Genomic DNA, 22,555 nt, shown 5'->3' on the forward strand with positions numbered 1-22,555 from the left:
CTGTCATAACAGCCCCCGGCCGCTCCCGCCGGTCCACGCAGCCGGGCGCGGCGTCCGAACGGCCGCCATCCGGGTGGGCCGTCCGGGTCACACCGTGGCGGCGGGGGCGGGCAGCTTGCGGACGAAGGCGGCGCGCAGCGCGTGGTAGGGCGCGTGCGGGTCGAAGAACTGGCGGCGCATCACGGCCAGCTCGGCCGTCCGGTGGTCGGCGAGCGGCCTGGCGCGCTCGTCGGCCTCGCGGGCGGCCTTCTTGGCGGCGATCCGGCCGTGCACCGTCGGCGAGGCGGCGGTCAGCCGGGCCAGCCGGGCCGCCCGCTCGCCGAACTCCTGCGGGGTGCAGGGCAGCACCCGGTCGACCAGCCCGAGGTCCAGGGCGGTCGCGGCGCTCACCGGCCGCGCCTGTTCGGTGAGCCGGCGGGCCTGCTCCGCGCCGACCCTGCGCGGCAGGGTGTACGTCCAGTACTCCGAGCCGTGCAGGCCCATCAGCCGGTAGTGCGGATTGAGCACGGCGCCGCGGCGGCACCAGACCTCGTCGGCGGCCAGCGCGAGCATCACCCCGCCGGCCGCCGCGTTCCCGCCGAGGGCGGCGACCACCAGGCGGTCGGTGGTGGTGAGGACCGCCTCGACCAGGTCGTCGATGGCGTTGATGTTCGCCCAGGACTCGGCCGCCGGGTCGGCGGCCGCCTCGATCACGTTCAGGTGGATGCCGTTGGAGAAGAAGTCGCGGCCGCCGCCGAGCACCAGCACGGCGGTCGGCCGGGTCAGCGCGAAGCGGTAGGCGTCCAGCAGGCGGCGGCAGTGGCCGGTGCTCATCGCGCCGCCGGGGAAGGAGAAGCGCAGCAGGCCGACCGGTCCGTCCTCGGTGTAGCGGATGTCCGACCAGACCGGGTCGTCCCCGGCCGGCATCAGCGGGGCGGGCAGTTCGGGCAGCCGGGGCAGCGTGTCGCCGAGGGCGGTGACGGCGGGCAGCTTCACCGTGGCGGGGCCGCCCGGGCGGCGCCGGCGGCGCAGCTCCGGGATCCAGACCGCGCCGTCGGCGGTCGCCCGGCACAGCGCCCCCGCGCGGGTGGCCAGCGGCTCGCCGGGGCGCCCGCGCAGCGTCCGTTCGGGGTGGCCGCCGTGCAGGTACCACTGCCCGCCGAGCAGGTCGTCCAGCACGCCGGGCCGGGAGTCGGCGGCCCGCAGCGTGCGCACGACGGTGTCGGTGTCGTCCCGCGCCCAGTCGATCCGCCGCGCCTCCTGGCGCAGGTAGGGGCGGGTGTGGTCGGGCGCGTGCCAGTCGGGGCCGCTCTGCGGGCGCGGGGTGTGGGTGCCGGAGGCGAAGCGCCGCACGGCCCGCAGCACCGCCTCGACGGCGGCGTCGGAGACCTCGCCGCGGTAGAGGTCGCTCTTGGCGGCGGGGGGCAGCGGGCAGGGCTGCCAGGCCCAGACGGGGCCGGCGTCCATCACCGCGTCGGCCTGCAGGACCGTCACGCCCCAGTCGGCCGCGCCCTCGTGGATCGCCCAGTCGAGGGCGGAGGGGCCCCGGTCGCCCGGCGGGCCGGGGTGCACGACCAGGCAGGTGACGGTGGACCAGACGTCCTGCGGCAGCGCGGTGGTGAGCATCGGCGCGATCACCAGGTCCGGGGCGGCCCGGCGCACCGCCGCGCGCAGCGCGCCGTCGTCCCCGGTGGCCAGGTGGACCTCCACCGGGTGGCGCCGGTCCCGCAGTTCGGCGTGGATCCGCTGGGTGAGGCTGTTGTACGCGCTCGCGACGAGCAGGATCCGCATGTGCGCCTCCGGCGGTGTGGACACCCGTGAACGCGGCGATCATCTCCCCCGTCCGGGCCCCGGCCGGCCGCGCCGCTCCGCCGGGTCACCCGGGCGGCGGGGCCCGGGGTGCGGCGGGTGCGGCGGCGGGTCAGAGGTCGGTGCCGGTGGCGCCCTGCTCGCGGTCGTAGGCCTCGCGGGAGTGGGCGATGGTCTCGCGGTGGCGCTCCGCCCAGGCGGTGAGGCCCTTGAGGGAGGCGTAGAGCTCGGCGGCCATCTCGGTGCCGCGGTACTCGACCTTGGGCGGGACGGTCGGGTGGACGGTGCGCTCCAGCAGGCCGTCGCGTTCGAGGTTGCGCAGCGTGAGGGTGAGCATGCGGCGGCTGATGCCGGGGATGGCCCGTTCGAGTTCGGTGAAGCGGACCGGGCCGTGGCTGACGTTGAGCAGGATGCCGATCGCCCACTTGCCGCTGATCCGGTTGAGCGCCTCCAGGACGGTGCAGGCCTCGCGTTCGGCGGGCGGCGCCCCGGCCTCGTCGATCACATCGCTGTTCCCCAGGAACATGAAAGTGCCTCCTTACGGTGGACTTGATGGTCACACATGATGGGCGCTGTAACAAGAAGTGCCCTCAGGGAGCGCGGGCGCCACCGGGCGCCCCTCCCGGGCCATTCCCCGAAGGACTCCTCCGATGACCACGCACGCCCCGCCGTCCCTCCAGCCTTCCAGGTCACGCTGGTTGGCACTGGGGGTCCTCTGCACCGGCAACCTGATGATCATCCTCGACGGCTCCATCGTCACCGTCGCCCTGCCCACCATCCAGACCGACCTCGGCTTCACCCAGTCCGGCCTGGCCTGGGTGGTGAACGGCTATCTGATCGCGTTCGCCGGACTGCTGCTGCTCTCCGGCCGGCTCGGCGACCTGCTGGGCGGCAAGCGGGTGTTCAGCGCGGGCCTGGGCCTGTTCACGGCGGCCTCGCTGGCCTGTGGCCTGGCCTCCTCCTCGACGGCGCTGGTGGTGTTCCGCTTCGTCCAGGGCGTCGGCGGGGCGCTCGCCTCGGCCGTCGTCCTCGGCATGATCATCACCCTGTTCCCGGACGGCGGGGAGCGCGCCAAGGCGCTGGCCGCGTACGCCTTCGTGTCCGCCGCCGGCGCCTCGCTGGGCCTGATCCTCGGCGGTGTGCTCACCCAGAGCTTCAGCTGGCCGTGGGTGTTCTACGTCAACGTGCCGATCGGCCTGGTGGCGCTGGTGCTGACGCAGAGCGTGGTGCCCGGCGGAGCGGGGCTGGGACTGCGCGAGGGCGCCGACCTGGTGGGCTCGGTGCTCGCCACCGGCGGGCTGATGCTGCTGGTCTACACCATCATCAAGGCCGAGGAGTACACCTGGGGCGACGGCCGCACGCTCGGCCTGCTGGCCGGTTCGCTGGTGCTGCTGGCCGGCTTCGTGGTCCGCCAGGCCTACGCCGCCAAGCCGCTGCTGCCGCTGCACATCTTCCGCTCCCGGGCGGTCTCCGGCGCCAACGGCATCATGGTGCTGATGGTGGCCGGCCTGTTCGGCTACCAGTTCTGCACCGCGCTGTACTTCCAGAACGTGCTGGGCTACGACGCGCTGAAGACCGGCCTCGCCTTCCTGCCCGCGCCGGTCACCATCGCGATCGTCTCGCTGGGCTTCGCGGTGAAGCTCAATCAGAAGTTCGGCCCGCGCCGGGTGCTGGTCGCCGGCCTGCTGCTGGTGGCCGCCGCGCTCGCGCTGCTGGCCCGGGTGCCGAGCGACGGCAGCTTCCTGGTCGACATCGTGCCGCCGTTCGTGCTGCTCGGCCTCGGCTTCGGCGCGGCCATGCCGGCCCTGATCGGCCAGGCCATGTCGGTCGGCTCGCCCAACGACGCCGGCATCGCCTCCGGCCTGGTGAACACCACCCAGCAGGTCGGCGCCTCGATCGGCACCGCCGTGCTGGCCACGGTGGCCGCCTCCCGCTCGGCGACCCTGCTCGGCGACGGGAAGAGCCCGGTGGAGGCACTGACCGGCGGCTTCCACCTCTCCTACGGGCTCAGCGCGGTGTTCGTCGCGATCGGCGTGCTGGTCGCCGCCTTCGTCCTGCGCAGCCCCGCGTCCGCCCCCGCCGCCGCGGGCGGGGCCGAGGACGCCCCCGGACCGGACCTCACGTCCGCGGACTCCCCCGTGCCGCAGACCTGACGGTCCCGGTGCGGCCGTTCCGGCCCCCGGAACGGCCGCACCCCTCCAAACCACCCGTGCCCCGGTTCAGGGCCCTGATAGGGGGACGGACAGGGGGGTCGGATCCGCCGGGAGCCAGCAGACTCGTCGCACCGCCCGCGGCCGGCGCCGTTCGCCGCCCCCGCCGGACGGGCAGGCGCCCGACGCCGCCCACCGCTTCCCCGCTTCGCGCAGGATCGAGAAAGAACCCATGTACACCAGACGCCGCTTCCTCCGCCTCCCGGTCGCCGCCACCGCCGTCGGCCTCCTCTCCACGGCCGTCCTCGCGGGCTGCTCCGACTCCTCCGCCCCGCCCTCCGCCAAGAGCGGCGGCGGCACCCTGCGCTACGGCGCCGCCGTCGAACCCGACAGCTGGGACCCGCACGCCGCGTCCACCGCCGTCACCGGGCGACTGCTGCGGCCGGTGCTGGAGTCGCTGGTCGCGGTGGCGCCGGACGGGACGGTCAAGCCGTGGCTGGCCGAGTCGTGGACGGTGACGCCCGACGGGCTGACCTACACCTTCACGCTGCGCAGCGGAGTGACGTTCAGCGACGGCACGCCGTTCGACGCCGCGGCGGTGAAGGCCAACTTCGACCACGTCACCGCGGCGAAGACGGCGTCCAAGCGGGCGGCCGGCCTGCTCGGGCCGTACCGGGACACCGAGGTCGTCGACCCGCGCACGGTGGCCGTCCACCTGACGGCCCCGCACGCCTCCTTCCTCAACGCGGCGGGCAGCACCTTCCTCGGCTTCCACTCCCCCGCCGCGCTGCGCGACCACGCGGGCGACCTCTCCTCGGGCGGGCGGTTCGTCGTCGGCACCGGTCCGTTCACCTTCGAGTCGGTGACGCCCGGCCAGCAGGCGGTCTTCAAGCGCCGGCCCGACTACGCCTGGGCCCCGCCGACCGCCGCCCACCAGGGGCAGGCGAAGCTGGAGAGCATCGTCGTCCTGCTGCTGAAGGAGGACGCCTCCCGGGTCGGCGCGCTGACCTCCGGTCAGGTCGACGCGGCCGAGCTGATCCCGGCCAACCGGCTGGCCGGGCTGCGCGGCCAGAACGGCGTCCAGGTGGTCCGCAAGGCGGTGCCCGGCGTGCCCTACACCTACTACCTCAACACCGCCCGGGCGCCCTTCGACGACCTGCGCGCCCGGCAGGCCGTGCGCCACGCCGTCGACTTCGCCGGCATCGTCAAGGGGATCTTCCAGGGCGAGTACCAGCAGGCCTGGGGGCCGCTGGCACCCTCCACCCCCGGCGCCGACGAGCTGCTCGCCAAGCCCGCCTGGGAGTACAGCCGGGAGAAGGCCGAGCGGCTGCTCGACGAGCTCGGGTGGACCGGGCGCGACGCCGACGGCTACCGCACCAAGGACGGCAAGCGCTTCACCGTCGAGCAGCCGTACGTGCAGACCTTCGTCTCCGCCCAGAACCACACCTTCGACGTCGGCGTCCAGGACGCGCTGAAGCAGGTCGGCATCGAGCTGAAGCTGGTGCCGCTGGACTCCGCCGGCTCCATCGGGCGCACCGGCAAGGGCGACTACGACGTCTTCGCCTTCGCCTGGCAGGGCTCCGACCCCAGCCTGCTGGAGAGCCTCTACCACTCGACGAAGCAGTTCGGGGGCGGCGGCGCCAACGGCGCCCGGGTGCACGACGCGCAGATCGACACCTGGCTGGACCAGGCCGAGGCCACCGTCGACGCCGGGCAGCGGACCGAGCTGTACCGCAAGGTGCAGCGGCGGATCGTCGAGCAGGCGTACTCCTTCCCGGCGTACATCGCCACCATGGACGTCGCCCTGCACCCCAAGGTGAGCGGGCTGGCCCTGGACGTCGACGCCAACACCGACTTCTACGGCATCGGGGTGGCCTGAGGTGGCCGACCGTGTCCGGCAGGTGCCGCCCTGGGCCAGGTTCGCGGCCCGGCGGCTGGCCGCGGGGCTGGTGGTGGTGTGGGGGACGCTCACGGTGACCTTCTTCGCCCTCCACCTCGCCCCCGGCGACATCGTGGACGGACTCATCGGGCCGGGCGCCGCCGCCACCCCGGCGCTGCGCGACCAGGTCATCGCCGAGAACGGCCTCGACGACCCGCTGCTCGTCCAGTACGGCCGCCAGCTCGCCCGGCTGGCGGGCGGCGGCCTCGGCTGGTCGTACCAGCTGAACGAGCCGATCGAGCGGCTGCTGGGCAGCCAGCTCGGGCCGACCGTCGAGCTGGCGCTCGCCGCGCTGGTCACCGCGCTGGTGCTGGCGGTGCTCGCGGCCGTGCTGACGGCCGGCCGGGGGCGGGCGGTGCGCGGCGCGGCCGGCGTCGTCGAGCTGCTGATGGTCTCGATGCCCTCGTTCTGGCTGGGCATCATCCTGCTGACGGTGTTCTCCTACCAGCTGCACGCGCTGCCCTCGATCGGGGCGGACGGGCCGGCCGCGCTGGTGCTGCCGGCGCTGGCCCTGGCGCTGCCGCTGGCCGGGGTGCTCGCCCAGGTGATCCGCCAGGAGCTGGAGAGCGCCGACGGCCGCCCGTTCGTGCTCACCGCGCGCTCGCGCGGCCTCGGCGCCACCGCCGTGCTGCTGCGGCACACCCTGCGGCACGCGCTGCTGCCGCTGACCACGCTGGCCGGGTTCGTGCTGGGCAGCCTGTTCGGCGGCGCGGTGCTGGTGGAGAACATCTTCACCCGCCCGGGTCTGGGCCGGGTGCTGGCCAACGCCGTCGGCTCGCGCGACCTGCCGGTGGTCAGCGCGCTGGTGGTGATCTCCAGCGCGGCGTTCGTCCTCATCAACACCGCGGTGGACCTGCTCCACCCGCTGATCGACCCCCGGCTGCGCGAGGGAGGGCCCGCATGAGCAGCGTCACCGCCCTGCCGGGGCGCCCGGCCGCCGCCCGCCGGGGCGCGCTGCTGCGCTCGCCCGCGCGGCTGGCGCCGCTCGTGCTGCTGGCCGCCGTCGCCGTCGTGCTGGCCTTCCCCGGCCTGTTCGCCACCCACGCCCCCGAGGCGACCGACGTCGCCTCGGCGCTGCGCCCGCCGGGCGCGGACCACTGGCTGGGCACCGACCAGCTCGGGCGCGACGTGTGGTCGCGGCTGGTGCACGGCACCCGGCTGTCGCTGCTGATCGCCGTCGGCGCGACGCTGGTCGGGGTCGGCGGCGGCGCGCTGCTCGGCCTGCTCGCCGGGTGCGGCGGGCAGCGCGTCGACTTCCTGCTGATGCGGGTGGTGGACGTGCTGCTGGGCTTCCCCGAACTGCTGCTCGCGCTGCTCGTGGTGGCGCTGCTGGGCGGCGGCACGGTCAACGTCGCCCTCGCCATCGGCATCGCCGGGGTGCCCAACTACGCCCGGCTGGTGCGCGGGCAGGCCCGGCTGGTGCTGCGCGCGGAGTACGTGGAGGCCGCGCGGGTGCTCGGGGTGCCGGCCTGGCGCTCGGTGCTGCGGCACGTGCTGCCCAACGTCGGCGGGCCGCTGGTGGTGCTGGCCTCCATCGGGCTGGGCTCGGCCGTCATCTCGGGCTCCGGGCTGAGCGTGCTCGGCCTCGGTCCCGTCCCGCCGGAGGCCGACTGGGGGTCGATGGTCGCCGACGGCAAGGACTTCCTGCAGACCGCCTGGTGGATCTCGATCGCGCCGGGCCTGGCCGTCTCGGCGGTGGTGGTCTGCACCACCCTGATCGGCCGTTCGCTCCATCTGAAGGCGGTGCGATGACGACCACGGAGACGAAGCCGACGACGGCCGGCGCGGAGGCGCGGCAGGCGGGCGACCTGGTGCGGGTGGAGGGCCTGCGGGTCACCTTCCCCGGTGCGGCGCGGCCCGCCGTGGACGGGGTGTCGCTGGCCGTCGGCCCCGGCGAGTGCGTGGCGCTGGTCGGCGAGTCCGGTTCGGGCAAGTCCGTCACCTCGCGTTCGCTGATCGGGCTCGCCGGCGCCCGGGCCCGGGTGGCCGCGCGGACGCTGGAGGTGGCCGGGGCGGACGCCTCGGGCTACCGCGAGCGGCAGTGGCGGGCGGTGCGCGGCCGGCAGGTCGCGATGGTCTTCCAGGACGCGCTGACCGCGCTGGACCCGCTGCGCACGGTCGGCGCCGAGATCGCCGAGGCGGCCCGGCTGCACGGCGGCGCCGGCCGGGACGGCACGGCGGCCCGGGTGGTGGAGCTGCTGACCGAGGTGGGCGTGCCGGAGCCGGAGGCCCGGCGCACCCAGTACCCGCACCAGCTCTCCGGCGGGCTGCGGCAGCGCGCGCTGATCGCCTCCGCGCTGGCCGCCGGGGCGCCGCTGCTGGTCGCCGACGAGCCGACCACGGCGCTGGACGCGATCGTCCAGGCGCAGATCCTGCGGCTGCTCGGCCGGCTCAAGGACGAGGGCCGCGGGCTGCTGCTGGTCAGCCACGACCTGGCGGTGGTGGCGCAGCTGGCGGACCGGGTGCTGGTGCTGCGGCAGGGCGAGGCGGTGGAGAGCGGGGAGGCGCGGCGGGTGCTGTCCGCCCCGGAGCACCCGTACACCCGGATGCTGCTGGCCGCGGTGCCCTCGGGGCGGCCGGCGGCCCGGCGGCCCGGCTCCTCGGCCGCGTCCGGCCCCGACACCGGTTCCGACACCGGTTCCGACACCGACTCCGGTTCCGGGGAGCCGCCGGTGCTCGCCGGGCGGGGGCTGGTGAAGTCCTTCGCCCCGGGCGGGCCGAGGGCGCTGGACGAGGTGGCCTTCACCCTGCGGGCCGGCGAGGCGCTGGGCGTGGTCGGCGAGTCCGGCTCGGGCAAGACCACGCTGGCGCGGGTCGCGATGGGCCTCACCCGCCCGGACGCCGGGGAGGTGCTGCTGCACGGGCGGCCCTGGTCCGCGCTGCCGGAACGGCAGCGGCGCCCCGCCCGGCCCGCGGTCCAGTTCGTCCAGCAGGACCCGTACGCCTCGGCGGACCCCCGGTTCACCGTGGCGCGGATCGTCGGCGAGGCGCTGCCGGGACTGCGGCGCGCCGAGCGGGCCCGGCGCAGTGCCGAGCTGCTCGCGCAGGTCGGGCTGCCGGCCGAGCTGCTGGACCGCAGGCCGCACCAGCTCTCCGGCGGTCAGCGCCAACGGGTCGCCATCGCACGGGCGTTGGCCACCGGTCCCGAGGTTCTGGTGTGCGACGAGCCGGTGTCGGCGCTGGACGTCTCGGTGCAGGCGCAGGTGCTGGAGCTGCTGGACCGGCTGCGGCGCGAGACGGGCATCGCGCTGCTGTTCATCACCCACGACCTGGCCGTGGTGCGGCAGGTCGCGGAGCGGGTGCTGATCATGCGCGGCGGGTCGGTCGTCGAGGAGGGCGACACCGAACGGATCTTCACGGCCCCGGCCCACCCGTACACCCGGGCCCTGCTGGACGCCGTCCTGCGGCTGCCGCCCGGTACGGCCGGGGACGCCCGCGGCACCGGGCACGAGAGCGAGCGGGCCGGCGGGCACGACGGCGAGCACGAGCACATCACGAAGTGGGAGAAATGACCGACACGACGACAGAGGCCGCCCCCGGCGGGGCCGAGAAGTGGCTGCGGCGGGCCGAGGCGGTGGCCGGGGAGCTGGCGCCCGGGGCCGCCCGGCGCGACCGCGAGGGCGCGGCGCCGGTGCGGGAGATCCGGCTGCTGAAGGAGACCGGGCTGGTGACCCTGCTCGGGCCGGTCGAGCACGGTGGCGGCGGCCAGGACTGGTCCACCGCGCACCGGGTGGTGCGCGTCCTGGCTGCGGCCGACGCCTCGGTCGCCGAACTGCTCGCCCACCACTACGTCTGGGTGTCCATCGCCGAGTTCATCGGGACCGAGGAGAAGATCCAGCACATCGGCGAGGTCGCGGCCCGCGCCCGGTGGTTCTTCAGCGGCTCGGCGCGGCCTCGCTCGGCACCCCTGGTGATCCGGGACACCGGCGGGCACATGCACTTCCACGGCCGGCTGGAGCGCGTCCTGGGCCACCCGGTCTCCGACATCACCATCCTGGAGGGCCACCTGGAGGACGGCGCCACCCCGATCAGCGCGCTCGCCATGAGCGCCCACGAGGGGCTGTCCTTCGAGCCCGCCGAGGAGGAGTTCGGGCTGCGCGCGCTGGTGGCCGGCACGGTCGTCGCCGACTCCGCGGACATCCCGTGGACCGGAGCGCTCGGCCACGTCGACAAGACCTTCGTGCCCCGGGTCTACAACGGCTTCCTCGCCCCGGCCTTCCAGCTCGCCCGGGCCAATGTGCTGATCGGCGCCGCCCGCGGGGCGCTGGAGGCCGCCGCCCGTCAGGTCCGCGAGCAGGGGGCGCGGGACCAGGAGGCCGACCCGGCCGTGGCGGAGGCGGACCGGCGGTTCGGCGAACTCGCCTCCCGGCTCTGGGCGGTGGAGGCGTTCGCCGACGCGGTCGGCGCCGAGGCCGACGCCCTGCACGCCCGCCGCCGCACGGTGACCGAGGAGGAGCGCGGCCGGCACGCCGTACGGGTGGCGGCGCTGGCCGCGCAGGCCGGCGAGGCCGCCGAGGCGGTCACCGCCGGTGCCCCCGCCGCGGCGGGCGCCGGGGGCACCCGGGCGGCGGCCGGGCTGGACCGCCACTGGCGCGACGCCCGCGCCCGGCGGGCGCACGACGACGACCCGGCGCGCGCCCGGGCGGTGGGGCGCCACCTCCTGCACGGCGAGACCCCCCGGCCCACCTGGTACGCGTGACCCCCGCGAGAAGGAGCACCCCGGCATGACCAGCACGCCCCCGATCCCCCTGTCCGTCCTGGACATCTCGTCCATCGACACGGCCGGCCGCCCGGCCGACACCCTGGCCGGCACCCGCCGGCTGGTGGAGGCCGCCGACCGGCTCGGCTGCACCCGGTTCTGGGTGGCCGAGCACCACAACTCGCGCGGTATCGCCGGGTCCGTCCCGGCCGTCCTGCTGGCCGCCCTCGGGGAGCGCGCCGGCCGGATCCGGATCGGCGCGGGCGGGGTGATCCTGCCCAACCACCCGCCCTACGCCGTCGCGGAGGCCTTCCGGACGCTGGCCGCGCTCTTCCCCGACCGGGTCGACCTCGGCATCGGCCGCTCCGGCGCGGACCCGGTCCTCGCCCACGCCCTGCGCCGGGCGCCCGAGGAGGACTACCCCGCCGCTCTGGAGGAGCTGCTGCGCTTCCTCGGCGACGGCTTCCCGGCCGGGCACGCCTACCACCGGCTGGAGGCGCTGCCGCAGCCGCCGCGGCCGCCGCAGGCCTGGCTGCTCGGCGCCAGCGTGCGCAGCGCGGTGGAGGCGGGGCGGCGCGGGCTCCCGTACGCGTTCGCCCACCACTTCTTCAACTCGCGCGGCACCGAGGAGGCGCTGCGGGCGTACCGGGAGAACTTCCGCCCCTCGGCCCGGGCCGAGCGCCCGCACGCCATCGTCACCGCCTTCACGGTGTGCGGCGAGACCTCGGAGCAGGCGCGCCGGCTGGCCGCCCCGGCGCTCTTCCCGGTGCTGCGGCTCGACGGCGCCGCGCCGACCGCGCCGCTGCCCACCGTCGAGGAGGCGCAGGCCTATCCGTGGACGGACGCCGAGCGGGCCGCCGCCGACGCGCTGCTCGGCGCCCAGGCGGTCGGCGACGCGGGGGAGGTCCGCCGCGCCCTGGCGGACCTGCTGGAGCGCACCGGCGCGGACGAGCTGATGGTGACCAACAACGTCACCGACGCCGACGAGAAGATCCGCTCGCTGGAGCGGGTGCGGGAGATCGCCGACACGCTGCCGGTCCCGGCCGGGGTCAGCGCCCGGGCGTGAGGTGCCGCGCGCGGGCAGGGCCGAGGCTGTCGAGGATGCGCCGGTGGTGGGTGGCGAGCCAGACGCGTTCGGGCTCGCCCGGCGGGCAGCGGTCCAGGGCGTGGTCCAGGCAGCGGACGGCGAGGGCGTCGTCGCCCGCGGCGGCGGCGCGGGCGGACGCCGCCACCAGGGCCTCCCAGGCCCGGCGCTCCATCGTCTCCACCGGGGTGCCGTCGGCCTCGGCCAGGGCGATCGCCCGGTCGTGGTGGAAGGCCAGCAGGCCGGGCCGGGGCACCTCCAGCAGGCCCGCCCAGGCGGCCGCCCGCAGGTGGCGTTCGACCAGGACGCGGCCGGGCAGCTGGGCCAGCGCGACGTCCCGGCTGACGGCGTGCCGGAAGGCGTACTCGACGTCGCCGGGCACGCCGCTGCGGCGCACCCGGCGCAGCAGCTCCCGGGCCTCCAGCGCCTCCAGGACGCGGGCCACCTCCTCGGTGTCCCGCAGGCTGACGGCGGCCACCGCCCCGCGCCAGAGCGTGGTACCGACCACGGCGGCGTCGCGCAGCACCGAGCGGGCGGTCCGGTCGAGGCCGTCGAGCTGGGCGGCGGCGATGGCGAGCACGGCCTCGGGGTGCCCGGCGGCCGGGCCCGCGCCGGTGGCGGGGGTGCGGGCGTAGGCCTGGGCGAACAGCGGGTTGCCGTCGGCGAGCACCGCGCGGCGGTCGTCGGCGGGGGTGGGCCGGGCACGCCCGGCGGCGGCGCCGACGACGGTCGCGGTGGCCGCGGTGGACAGCGGCGCCACGTGCAGCAGCACCGAGCGGCGCTTGGAGCACCCCCAGGACGGCGTGCTGTGGAGGAGTTCGGAGCGGGCGCCGGCGACCATCAGCAGGGCCACCGGGCCGAGCCGGACGGTGAGTTCCTCCACGAAGGAGCGGACGAAGCCGGCGGCGCGGTGCAGGTCGTCCAGCACCACCACCAGCGGGCGTTCGGCGGCCGCCTCCTCGATGAACTGCCGCAGCACGTCCAGCACCTCCTCCCGGGGGACCGGCCGGCCCGCGGCGGCGGCCGGGGCGGGCAGGCCCAGGCAGGCGGCCAGCGCGGCGACGGCCCGGTCGGCGGCGGCGTGCGGGAACAGCGCGCGCACCACGGTGGTGAGCGCGGGCAGCACGACGGCGGGCGGGGCGCCCGGGCGGATGCCCGCGTAGGCGCGGACCACACCGGCGAGCGGCTCGTACGGGGTGTGGGCGTCGAAGGCGGGCGTGCCGGCGTGCAGCACCCGGGGGGCCGGGCGGTCCGGCGCGGCGGGCAGGGTGGCGGTGAACTCGCGGATCAGCCTGGTCTTGCCGATGCCGGGCTCGCCCAGCACGGTGACCAGGTGCGGAAGTTGGCGGCGGACGGCGTCCTGGTGGGCGCCGCGCAGCAGGTTCAGCTCATGGGTGCGCTCCAGGAACGGCGGCTCGGCGGGGCTGCCGGGCAGCGCCCGGCCGGCGGGGCGCCCGCCGGTCAGGCGGTGGACGCCGGGGGTGCCGTCGACGGGGGCGAATCCGAGGTCCGCGCCGCCGGCCCCGACGGTGGCGGCGCAGGCCCACAGCTCGCCCCGGGGGACCCGCAGCAGCAGGTCGTGGCAGGCGTCCAGGACCTCGCCGGTGACCTCCACCGGCTCGGGCGCTTCGGCGTCGTAGGTGACCACCACCTCGCCGCTGCCGACCACCAGATGGGTGACCGGGCGGGCGGCGCCGGCCTCGCTGCCGGGGGCGGGGACCGCCTCGGGGCCCGCGCCGGGTGCCGTCCCGGGAGCCGCGAAGTGCCGCCGCAGGGCGAGCGCGGCGCGCAGGGCCCGCTCGGCGTCGTCCTCGTGGGCCCTCGGGACGCCGAACACCACCAGCCACACCGAGCCGAAGGCGCGGCGCACCAGTCCGTCGAACGGCTCCGTCTCCCGGCGGATGTCGGCGGTCAGCTCCTTGATGGCGTGGTCGATCCGCTCGGGGGCGAGCGCGCCGCCCCCGGCCGGCCACTGGGCGCGGACCATGACCACGCTGGCGCGGCGCCGCTCGACCCGTTCCCAGACGGGGCGCCGGGCGTGCCCGGGGACGGCCCCGGCGGGGGCGGGCGCCTCGGCGACGGCGGGCGCGGCGGGGCGGGGGCGGTGCTGCGGCGCGGGCTGCGGGGGGACGCGCTCCGCGGCCGGCCGCACCGTCCGGAGCGCGGAGGGGTACGACGGCGACGGCGGGAGCGGCTGCGGGACCCGGGGCACGGCGGCCAGTTCCGGGACGGTGCCGCCGGTGAGCCGCAGGGCCGGCACCGGCTCGTGGCTGAGGATCGCGCGCTGGAGCCGCCGCAGGTCCCGGCCGGGCTCCAGGCCGAAGCGGTCGGCGAGCAGGTCCCGGGTGCGCCGGTAGCGCTCCAGCGCCTCGGGCTGGCGCCCGCAGGTGTAGAGGACCACCATGAGCTGGGCGACCAGCCGCTCGCGGGTCGGCTCGGCCTCCAGCAGGTGCTCCAGTTCGCCGATCAGCTCGCGGTCCCGCCCCATCGCCAACTCGGCCTGGATGCAGTCCTCGTGGACGGCCAGCCGGGTACCCTGGAGGGCGGCCAGCTCGGGCCAGTTGAGCCCGGCCTCGGTCACGTCGGCGAGCACCGGGCCGCGCCACAGGCCGAGCGCCCGGCGCAGCAGCTCCGAGGCCTCCGCCCAGGCGCCGGCCGCCAGCCGGGCCCGACCCAATGTGACAAGCTCATGAAATTCCGTGAGATCGAGCTGTGCCGGGTCGATTTTGAGCAGGTAACCGGGCACAGTGGTATTCAGCGCGACATTCCCGCCCGGCCCGGCCGGAACCGCCTGGAATGCCCGGCGCAGCCCGGCCACCGAGTTCTGCACCATTTTCCGGGCCGTGGACGGACGATCGTCGCCCCAGAGCGCCGCGATTATCTCGTTGATTCCCACCACGCTATTCGCGCGGAGCAGCAGAACACCCAGCAGCGCCCGCTGCTGAAGGCCGCGTATGGGCACCTCGGAGCCGTCGGAGAGCACTTCAAGCGGCCCCAGAACATTGAATCGCACCCTGCCCCCTCGACTCTCGGCGAATCCGGAAAACACCATTCCGAAGAATGTTCCCGATGGTACATCAGGGCGGCCCGGGTTCTCCATTGACCGCCCGTCAAATCCGCCCCGGCATACCGCCGGCAAGCCGGGCCGGCGGTCCGCCCGGGCATTTCACGGCCCCCGCCCGGCGGCCCTGACGGCAATGCCCCGCCCATGGGCGGCCAGTTCCCGGCCGATGGGCGGGGTGTCCCCATGATGGGACCGACCGGGAGCGGGCGGCCGTCGCCGCAGCCCCGGGGGGCCGTCGGGAGAACCGGCGGCCGGATCCACAAGAGATGAGGTCGGGGGTACCAGGTGCCTGCCCTGCTGGAACGTGACGCGCACATCGACAGACTCGACCACCTGCTCGCCGACTGTCTCGGCCGCGCGGGCCGGGTGGCCCTGCTCGACGGCCCCCTGGGCAGCGGCAAGAGCGCGCTGCTGCGGGCGTTCGCCGCCCGGGCCGCCGGGCGCGGGGTCCTGGTCGTCGGCGCCGACTGTTCCGCCCAGGAGCGGGACCTGCCGTTCGGCGTCGCCGACCGGATCGCCCGCTCCCCCGCCTGGCCGGCCGGCCACGCCGAGCGACTGGCGGCGGCGGCCGACCCGGCCGTGCTCGCCGAGGCGGCCGCCGGCGACGCCGGCGACGACCCGGCGGGCCCGCCGGCGGTGGAACTGCTGCGCGCCTGCCGCGACCTGACCGCGGCACTGCTCGCGGTGGCCGCCGAGACCCCGGTGCTGCTCTGCGTCGAGGACATCGGCCACGCCGACGAGGCGTCCCTGCACTTCCTGCGCCACCTCGTGCGGCACCTGCCGCAGAGCCGGGTGCTGCTGGTGCTCACCGACGGCGGCACCGCCTGGCCGGCGCGCCGCCGGGTGCACGCCGAACTGCTGCGCCACCCGCACGCGCACCGCCTGACGCTGGCCCCGCTGTCCCGGGCCGGGGCGCTGCGGCTGGTCGCCGAGGGCCTCGGCGAGGAACCGGCCCGCCGCCGCGGCCCCGGGCTGGTGGACGTGGCCGGCGGCAACCCGCTGCTGCTGCACGCCCTCGTCGAGGAGCACCTGGACCGGGCCGACGAGCCCGAACCGCGCTACGGCCCCGCCCTGCTGAACTGCCTGCACCGGGCCGGGCCCGGCGTGCTGCGGGTCGTCCAGGCGCAGGCCGTGCTGGGCGACGACGCCCCGGCCGAGGACGTGGCCCGGCTGCTGGGCGAGCGGGAGAGCGCCGACGCGGTGGGCCGGATCCGCTCCGCGCTCAGCGCCGCCGGACTGCTGGACGGCGAGGGGCGGCTGCGCACCGCGGCGGCGCGCACCGCCGTCCTGGAGGACCTCGCCCCGCACGAGCGGACCGACCTGCGGCTGCGGGCCGCCCAGCTGGCCCACGAGGCGGGCGGCCCCGCCGCCGAGGTGGCCCGGCACCTGGTCGAGGCCGGCCGGGCGCCGGCCCCGTGGGCGGTGGCCGCGCTGAGCGAGGCGGCCGAGCACGCGCTGCTGGACCACCGCCACCGCACGGCCGTCGCCTGCCTGCGGCTGGCCCACAAGGAGGCCGCCGAGGAGACCGACCGGGCGGTGCTCCGGCACCGGCTGGCGCAGGCCGAGTGGCAGCTCAACCCCTCGGAGGCGGCCCGTCACCTGGTGCCGCTCACGGCGGCCGTGCGGGCCGGGCACCTCGGGCTCGCCGAGGCGCTCGTCCTGGTCCGGCAGCTGCTCTGGCACGGGCGCGGCGAGGAGGCGCTGGCCGTCCTGGACCTGCTGCGGGCGCGGAGCGGACCGGCGGGCCCCGCCGCACCGGCCGCCCCCGCCGAGACGGGCGCGCTGCGCGACGCCGAGACCTGGCTCGCCTACACCCACCCGGGCCTGGCCCGGGGCCGGCGCCTCCCGGCGCTGCCCGCCGACCTGCGGCACGCGGTGGCCCCGGACGTCGACCCGCAGCTGCGGGCGGCCGGCGCGCTGGCCGGGGCACTGGCCCGCGGCCGGGCCGGCGAGGCCGTCGAGCGTGCCCGGCAGGTGCTGCACGACGCCCACCTGCACGGCCGCACGATCTGGGCCGAGGAGGCCGCGCTGCTGGCCCTGCGGGTGCTGCTGCAGGCCGGGCGCGCCGACACCGCGGCGCTCTGGAGCCAGCGGCTGCTGACCGCCGCCACGCGCCGCGAGGCCCCGACCGCGACGGCCCGGTACGCCGCCGCGCACGCCGAGTCGGCGCTGCGCCTCGGCGAACTGGCCGAGGCGGCGGAGAGCAGCCGGGCCGCGCTGACCCACCTCAGCCCCGCCGCCTGGGGCATCGCGGTGGGCCTGCCGCTGGGCACGCTGGTGACGGCGGAGAGCCGGATGGGCGAGCACCGGTCGGCGGCCAAGCACCTCAGCCACGCCGTCGGCGAGACGATGTTCCAGAGCCTCTACGGGCTGCACTACCTGTTCGCCCGCGGCGACCACTACCTGGCGACCCGCCACGGCCACGCCGCGCTCGCCGACTTCCTGTCCTGCGGCGAGCTGCTGCGCACCTGGGGCCTGGACGGCGCCGGGGTGGTGCCGTGGCGCACCCACGCGGCCGACGCCTGGCTGCGGCTGGACAACCGCGACCGCGCCTGGCGGCTGATCCACGAACAGCTCAGCCGGGCCGACGCCGACCTGCCGCACACCCGCGGCCCGGCGCTGCGGCTGCTCGCCGCGGCCGGCCCGCCCGGGCGGCGCGGGCCGCTGCTCACCGAGGCCGTCGACCTCACCGAGGCGGCCGGGGACCGGTACGAGCAGGTGCGGGTGCTCACCGACCTGAGCCGGGTGCACCAGGCGGCCGGCAACAAGCGCCGGGCGCGGCTCCTGCTGCGCCAGGCCCTGCACGTGGCGACCATGTGTGCCATGCACCCGCTCGCCCAGGAGCTGCTCTCGGTCTCGGCGGACCTCGGCGAGAGCGGCCCGGCCACCGACGGCGCCCCCGACCCGGGCGGGGTCGGGGCGCTCACCGAGTCCGAGCGGCGGGTCGCCTCGCTGGCCGTGCTCGGCTACACCAACCGCGAGATCGCCGGCCGCCTCTACGTCACGGCGAGCACCGTGGAGCAGCACCTGACCCGGGTCTACCGCAAGCTCGGGGTCCGCCGACGCAAGGACCTGCCCGCCGATCTGTGGGCCAACCTGAGGAAGACGGGATGACACCGATGACCACCACACCCCTCGTACAGGACGACACCGGGCCCGCGCTCGCCCGCGCCCTGGCGGGCCGGGCCGCCGGCCAGCAGCCGCAGTGGCCGGACCGGGAGCGGGTGCGCGAGGTGCGCGCCGCGCTCGGCGCCCTGCCGCCGCTGGTGCGGCCCGCCGCCGTGGACCGGCTGCGCGAGCGGCTGGCCGAGGCCGCGCTCGGCCGGGCCCTGGTCGTCCAGGGCGGGGACTGCGCCGAGACCTTCGCCGGGAACACCGCCGAGCACGTGCGCTCCAACCTGCACGCCCTGCTGCACTGCGCCACCCTGTTCGAGGTCGCCTCGGGGCTGCCGGTGGTGCCGGTCGGCCGGGTCGCCGGGCAGTACGCCAAGCCGCGCTCCAGCCCGGTCGGCCCGGACGGCCTGCCCGCCTACCGGGGCGACATCGTCAACGGCCAGGCCGCGACGGCCGGGGCGCGCACGCCCGACCCGGAGCGGATGCTCACCGCCTACGCCGGGGCCGGCGAGGCGCTCGGCGTCCTGGAGTCGGTGGCCGCCGCGACCCGCACCGAGCTGTTCGCGGGCCACGAGGCCCTGCTGCTCGACTACGAGGTGCCGCTGGTGCGCGACGGCTACGGCCTGTCCGGCCACTTCCTGTGGATCGGCGAGCGCACCCGGGAACTCGACGGCGCGCACGTGGCGCTGGCCCGGCGGATCGCCAACCCGCTGGGCCTCAAGCTGGGCCCGGGCACCACCCCGGAGCAGGCGGTCGCCTACGCGGAGGCACTGGACCCGGACCGCGTCCCCGGCCGGCTGACGCTGATCAGCCGGATGGGCGCGGACCGGGTGGCCGACGTCCTGCCGCCGCTGGTGGAGGCGGTGACGGCGGCCGGGCACCCGGTGGTCTGGCTCTGCGACCCGATGCACGGCAACACCGAGGTCGCGGCGTCCGGGCTGAAGACCCGCCGCTTCGAGCGGATCGCCGCCGAGGTGACCGGCTACTTCGCGGTGCACCGGGCGCTCGGCACCCACCCGGGCGGCCTGCACCTGGAGCTGACCGGCGACGACGTGACCGAGTGCCTCGGCGGGCGCGAGGAGCTGCGCGAGGAGCAGTTGCCGGAGCGCTACCTGACCGGGTGCGACCCGCGTCTGAACGGCCGGCAGACGGTCGACCTGGCGCGGATCGTGGCGGAGATCCTGCTGGAGCGCCCGGCCCGGCGGGCTCCGGTGGCGGTCTGACGGCCGCTCCCGAGGGCCGGCGGCCCGCTCCCCGACGCGGACGGGGGGCGGGCCGCCCGCGTGTCCGGGCGCGTCCTCGGCGGCGGGACGAACGGTGGCGGGACGACGAACGGTGGCGGGACGACGAACGGTGGCGGGACGAACGGTGGTGGGACGACGGCGCCCGCCTGGGAACCGCCCGGGTGGGCGGTTCCCCGGCGGGCGGGGTGGTTCGGACGGCGCCTCAGGCCGCCAGGTCGGCGCGCAGGGCGGCGAACAGCGCGGCCAGCGCCGTCCGGTCGCCGGCCGCGCCGTAGACGTAGAAGTCGGGCCGCACCAGCACCGCGACCGCTCCGGCCGCCGCCAGGTAGGGCAGGTACACACCGTCGGTGTCGGCCACCGCGCCCGGCGGCGGCTCCTCGTTCCCGGCCTCGACCACCTGCACGGCGTGGCCGCCCAGTTCCGCCAGCCACGCGCGGTCCCCGTCGGTCAGCAGCGTCCGCGGCGGTTCGGTGGCGAGCAGCACGAACCCGCGCCCCACCACGTCGTCGAAGCGGTCGGCGGGGCGCCCGGCCGCGGTGACCCGCCCCTGGACGACCAGGTCGCCGGCCGGGGCGCCGCCGTGCCGCAGGCCGGTGGTGAGCGGCTGGACCGGGGTCCGCGGGCGGGCGGCGCCGACCTGCGCGCCGCGCCGGGCGCGTTCCTGGGCGGCCAGCATCACCGCGTCGCGGTCGCGCGCCGCCGCCGGGTCGGTCTGGCAGATCACCTTGCCGAGGTCCATCGACATCGCCAGCGCGTGCCGCACGTGCTCGCGCCGCTCGGCGGTGTAGCTGTCGAGCAGCCCCTCGCCCGCGCGGCCGGTGAGCACCAGGTCGAGCTTCCAGGCGAGGTTGGCGGCGTCCCGGAAGCCCGAGCACATGCCCTGCCCGGCGAACGGCGGCATCAGGTGCGCGGCGTCCCCGGCGACCAGCACCCGGCCGCGCCGCCAGCGGTCGGCGTAGCGGGCCTGGAAGGTGTAGACGGCGTGCCGCAGCAGGGTCGCGTTGCCGGGGCCGATGTCGAACAGCGAGAGCAGCTTCCAGACGTTGGCCTCGCTCCCGAACTCCTCGGGCGGCTCGTGGTCCAGCCGCATGAACTCCCAGCGCCGGTGGCCCGGCCCGGCGGAGACGGCGGTGCGCGGCCGGGCCGGGTCGCAGACCTGGAGGTTGTTCGGCTCGAACGCCCGGCCGTCGTGCGGGACGACGTCGCAGGTGAGCCAGTCGTTGAAGAAGGCGAAGTCGGTCGCGGTGAAACCGGCCTCCTCGCGCACCACGCTGTTCGCCCCGTCGCAGCCGATCACCCAGCGGGCGGTGAGTGTGGTGCCCTCCCCGGGGCCCTCGACGGTGAGGGCGACCGTGTCGCCGCGGTCGTCGAGCGCCGTCACCCGGTGGCCGCGCAGCACCCGCAGGTTCGGGAGCCGCTCGCCGTGGGCGGCCAGCGCGGCCTCCAGGCCCGGCTGGTAGACGGAGCTGGAGTCCGGCCAGCCGGAGCGGCCGGCCTCCTCGACGTCCACCCGGAAGAGCGTCCGCCCGTCGGCGGTGTGCCAGACGTAGTCCCGGGAGGACTCGACGTGCTCCGCCAGCGCCGCGCCCACGCCGGTGGCGGCGAGGATGCGGGCGGACTCTCCGTCGAAGGAGACCGCGCGCGGCATCGGGTAGGGCCGGGGGAAGCGTTCCAGCACGGTGACCCGGTGGCCGCGGGCGGCCAGCAGCAGGGCGGCGGTCTGGCCGACCGGCCCGTAGCCGACGATCGCGACGTCGGTGTCGGTCCCGGCCGGGGATGCGGCGGTCGAGGATGCGCCGGTCGAGAGTGCGGCGGTCATGCGGCGGCCGTGCCCTTCCGCAGGATGTCGGCGAGCACCCGGGCGTGCTCCTCCGGGTCGGCGAGCCCGCTCATCCGCTCGGTGCCGTCCTCGACGACCACCAGCCGGGTGCCGATCAGGATCCGCTGGCCGCCCTCGAAGGCCCGGCCGCGCACCACGATCCCGGAGCCGGCCAGCGCCCGGGCGAAGCGGTCCAGCTCCGGCGAGGGCACCAGCCAGTCCGCGAAGGCGCGGGGCCGCGGGTGGAAGCGATAGACGGCGCGCCAGTCCCCGACCCGGCCGCGGCGCTGGACCACGTGGTGGCCGCCGTCGCCGCGCACGATCCGGAAGTCGGTGCCGAACTGCGGCTGCACCTCGTCGGGCACCACCCGCAGCGGTTCCAGGTAGGACGGGCCGACGAAGCCGACGTCGACCAGCCAGGTCTCGCCGTCCAGCCGCACGAAGCCGAGCACGTGCTCCAGGTCCGGGCCGAAGCTGTCGTCGACCTGGCGGATGCCGGCCGAGAACAGCCCCGTCTCGTAGCCCAGTTCACGGAGCAGGGCGAGGAAGAGACCGTTCAGCTCGTAGCAGACGCCGCCCCGGCCGCCGAGCACGACGGCGTCGAACACGGCGTCGAGGTCGATGTCCACGCCGGCCCACAGGGCCTCTCCCCGGCCGGTGTTGAGGGAGGAGTCGTAGGGGACGGCGATCAGGTGGCGCCGGTGCAGCTCGCGCAGCGTCGCGGCGGTGGGGTCGAGCGGGCCGTCGTAGTCGAGGGCCTTGAGGTAGGCGGCGGTGTCGAACACGACGGTCACTTCCCTTCGGCGGACTGCTCGTCGAGCAGCTCGCGCAGGTGGCGGGCGAGGCGGTCCGGGGTCGGCTGGTCGAAGGCGAGCAGGGCGGGCAGGTCGAGGCCGGTGACGTTCTGGAGGCGGTTGCGCAGCTCGACGGCGGTCAGCGAGACGAAGCCGATGTCGAAGAAGACGGCGTCCGCCCCGACGGCGTCCGGGCCCTCGTGCCCGAGGACGGCCGCGACCTCCGCCCGGATCACCTCGACCAGCACGGCGTCGCGCTCCTGCGGGCCGAGGTCCGCCAGCCGGCGGGCGAGCGCGGCGCCGGGGGTGTCCTCGGTGGTGGTGTCGTCGATGGCGGTGTCCACGGGGGGTTCTCCTGTGCGGGTCGTCACGGGCACCGACTCCAGCCAGTAGTGCCGGTGCTGGAAGGGGTAGGTGGGGAGGTCGGCGGGGCGCAGGGCGGCGGCGCCGGCGTAGGTCGCCGACCAGTCCACGGGGACGCCGTGGACGTGGAGTTCGGCGGCGGAGAGCAGCACGCGGTCCCAGCCGCCGTCGTCGCGGCGCAGGGTGCCGGTGACGGCCGCCTCGCGCACGGCGGCCGCCTCCAGGGCCTCGACGATGCCGTGGGCGAGCACGGGGTGGGCGCTGACCTCGACGAACGCCCGGTACTCGGCGGCGGCCAACGCCTGGACGGCGTCACCGAATTGAACGGTCCGGCGCAGGTTGCGGTACCAGTAGCCGGCGTCCAGCTCGGGGCCCTCCAGCCAGCGGCCCTCGACCGTGGACAGGAACGGGACGGCGGCGGGCTGCGGCTTCACCGCGCCCAGCAGCCCGGCGAGTTCGTCCTCGATCGACTCGACGTGCGAGGTGTGGGAGGCGTA

Annotated in this window: 16 protein-coding genes; 10 read left to right on the plus strand and 6 right to left on the minus strand. The window is 76.6% G+C overall.

The genetic code is table 11. The features are described 5' to 3' along the window. Positions 1-87 precede the first annotated feature (87 nt). A complete protein-coding gene (locus ABT238_RS17945) occupies positions 88-1,770 on the minus strand; it encodes an enoyl-CoA hydratase-related protein (protein ID WP_350763980.1) in 1,683 nt (560 codons plus the stop codon). A 130-nt stretch (positions 1,771-1,900) separates the two neighbouring features. Beyond that, positions 1,901-2,314 carry a winged helix-turn-helix transcriptional regulator gene (locus ABT238_RS17950; protein ID WP_350568872.1) on the minus strand — a complete coding sequence of 138 codons (414 nt, stop codon included), beginning with the start codon at positions 2,312-2,314 and terminating at the stop codon, positions 1,901-1,903. 124 nt (positions 2,315-2,438) lie between these two features. On the opposite strand from ABT238_RS17950, the gene ABT238_RS17955 reads away from it, so the two are divergent. The 7 genes from ABT238_RS17955 to ABT238_RS17985 all read left to right on the plus strand — a co-directional run bounded on the left by ABT238_RS17955 (position 2,439) and on the right by ABT238_RS17985 (position 11,642). Next, complete coding sequence (locus tag ABT238_RS17955) at positions 2,439-3,941, plus strand: MFS transporter (protein WP_350568874.1); 1,503 nt, start codon at positions 2,439-2,441, stop codon at positions 3,939-3,941. Positions 3,942-4,170: 229 nt separating this feature from the next. Then, the gene (locus ABT238_RS17960) at positions 4,171-5,817 is read left to right on the plus strand and encodes an ABC transporter substrate-binding protein (RefSeq protein WP_350568876.1); all 1,647 of its coding nucleotides are present in this window, start codon (positions 4,171-4,173) and stop codon (positions 5,815-5,817) included. Between the two features lies 1 nt (position 5,818). Then, positions 5,819-6,781: an ABC transporter permease gene (locus ABT238_RS17965; protein ID WP_350568877.1), complete on the plus strand. Its 963-nt coding sequence runs from the start codon at positions 5,819-5,821 to the stop codon at positions 6,779-6,781. Continuing rightward, on the plus strand, positions 6,778-7,629 hold the full coding sequence (locus ABT238_RS17970; protein WP_350568879.1) for an ABC transporter permease: 852 nt from the start codon (positions 6,778-6,780) through the stop codon (positions 7,627-7,629). Before ABT238_RS17965 ends, ABT238_RS17970 begins: the two co-directional genes overlap by 4 nt. After that, complete coding sequence (locus ABT238_RS17975) at positions 7,626-9,389, plus strand: dipeptide ABC transporter ATP-binding protein (RefSeq protein WP_350763894.1); 1,764 nt, start codon at positions 7,626-7,628, stop codon at positions 9,387-9,389. Before ABT238_RS17970 ends, ABT238_RS17975 begins: the two co-directional genes overlap by 4 nt. Beyond that, positions 9,386-10,576 carry an acyl-CoA dehydrogenase family protein gene (locus tag ABT238_RS17980; RefSeq protein ID WP_350568882.1) on the plus strand — a complete coding sequence of 397 codons (1,191 nt, stop codon included), beginning with the start codon at positions 9,386-9,388 and terminating at the stop codon, positions 10,574-10,576. The genes ABT238_RS17975 and ABT238_RS17980 overlap by 4 nt, the downstream gene beginning before the upstream one ends. A 25-nt stretch (positions 10,577-10,601) precedes the next feature. Next, the gene (locus ABT238_RS17985) at positions 10,602-11,642 is read left to right on the plus strand and encodes an LLM class flavin-dependent oxidoreductase (protein ID WP_350568884.1); all 1,041 of its coding nucleotides are present in this window, start codon (positions 10,602-10,604) and stop codon (positions 11,640-11,642) included. Here ABT238_RS17985 and ABT238_RS17990 read toward each other — a convergent pair. After that, entirely contained in the window at positions 11,626-14,337 is a 2,712-nt protein-coding gene (locus ABT238_RS17990; protein ID WP_350763934.1) for a BTAD domain-containing putative transcriptional regulator, read from the minus strand. The two genes, ABT238_RS17985 and ABT238_RS17990, sit on opposite strands and share 17 nt — an antisense overlap. A gap of 12 nt (positions 14,338-14,349) precedes the next feature. On the opposite strand from ABT238_RS17990, the gene ABT238_RS17995 reads away from it, so the two are divergent. From ABT238_RS17995 to ABT238_RS18005, 3 genes are all read left to right on the plus strand, one after another. After that, on the plus strand, positions 14,350-14,763 hold the full coding sequence (locus ABT238_RS17995) for a hypothetical protein (RefSeq protein WP_350568887.1): 414 nt from the start codon (positions 14,350-14,352) through the stop codon (positions 14,761-14,763). 246 nt (positions 14,764-15,009) lie between these two features. Continuing rightward, on the plus strand, positions 15,010-17,838 hold the full coding sequence (locus ABT238_RS18000) for a helix-turn-helix transcriptional regulator (RefSeq protein WP_350568889.1): 2,829 nt from the start codon (positions 15,010-15,012) through the stop codon (positions 17,836-17,838). Positions 17,839-17,843: 5 nt separating this feature from the next. Further along, a complete protein-coding gene (locus ABT238_RS18005) occupies positions 17,844-19,061 on the plus strand; it encodes a 3-deoxy-7-phosphoheptulonate synthase (protein ID WP_350568891.1) in 1,218 nt (405 codons plus the stop codon). A 223-nt stretch (positions 19,062-19,284) separates the two neighbouring features. Here ABT238_RS18005 and mhpA read toward each other — a convergent pair whose 3' ends face one another. The 3 genes from mhpA to ABT238_RS18020 all read right to left on the minus strand — a co-directional run. Beyond that, positions 19,285-20,901, minus strand: coding sequence for a bifunctional 3-(3-hydroxy-phenyl)propionate/3-hydroxycinnamic acid hydroxylase MhpA (gene mhpA, locus ABT238_RS18010; RefSeq protein WP_350763949.1), 1,617 nt, complete (start codon positions 20,899-20,901; stop codon positions 19,285-19,287). Further along, positions 20,898-21,686, minus strand: coding sequence for an arylamine N-acetyltransferase family protein (locus tag ABT238_RS18015; RefSeq protein WP_350568894.1), 789 nt, complete (start codon positions 21,684-21,686; stop codon positions 20,898-20,900). Before ABT238_RS18015 ends, mhpA begins: the two co-directional genes overlap by 4 nt. A gap of 5 nt (positions 21,687-21,691) precedes the next feature. After that, positions 21,692-22,555, minus strand: an 864-nt coding sequence (locus tag ABT238_RS18020; protein ID WP_350568896.1) for an acyltransferase domain-containing protein, incomplete at its 5' end; no start/stop codon positions are given.

The organism is Kitasatospora sp. NPDC001527, from assembly GCF_040298605.1.
GTDB lineage: Bacteria > Actinomycetota > Actinomycetes > Streptomycetales > Streptomycetaceae > Kitasatospora.

Bases quoted from the DNA above. Each gene is read 5' to 3' on its own strand.
- mhpA (WP_350763949.1), bottom strand. From the start codon at position 20,901: ATGACCGCCGCACTCTCGACCGGCGCATCCTCGACCGCCGCATCCCCG.
- ABT238_RS17950 (WP_350568872.1), bottom strand. From the start codon at position 2,314: ATGTTCCTGGGGAACAGCGATGTGATCGACGAGGCCGGGGCGCCGCCC.
- ABT238_RS17945 (WP_350763980.1), bottom strand. From the start codon at position 1,770: ATGCGGATCCTGCTCGTCGCGAGCGCGTACAACAGCCTCACCCAGCGG.
- ABT238_RS17975 (WP_350763894.1), top strand. From the start codon at position 7,626: ATGACGACCACGGAGACGAAGCCGACGACGGCCGGCGCGGAGGCGCGG.
- ABT238_RS17955 (WP_350568874.1), top strand. From the start codon at position 2,439: ATGACCACGCACGCCCCGCCGTCCCTCCAGCCTTCCAGGTCACGCTGG.
- ABT238_RS17960 (WP_350568876.1), top strand. From the start codon at position 4,171: ATGTACACCAGACGCCGCTTCCTCCGCCTCCCGGTCGCCGCCACCGCC.
- ABT238_RS17985 (WP_350568884.1), top strand. From the start codon at position 10,602: ATGACCAGCACGCCCCCGATCCCCCTGTCCGTCCTGGACATCTCGTCC.
- ABT238_RS17995 (WP_350568887.1), top strand. From the start codon at position 14,350: ATGAAATTCCGTGAGATCGAGCTGTGCCGGGTCGATTTTGAGCAGGTA.
- ABT238_RS17970 (WP_350568879.1), top strand. From the start codon at position 6,778: ATGAGCAGCGTCACCGCCCTGCCGGGGCGCCCGGCCGCCGCCCGCCGG.
- ABT238_RS17980 (WP_350568882.1), top strand. From the start codon at position 9,386: ATGACCGACACGACGACAGAGGCCGCCCCCGGCGGGGCCGAGAAGTGG.
- ABT238_RS18005 (WP_350568891.1), top strand. From the start codon at position 17,844: ATGACCACCACACCCCTCGTACAGGACGACACCGGGCCCGCGCTCGCC.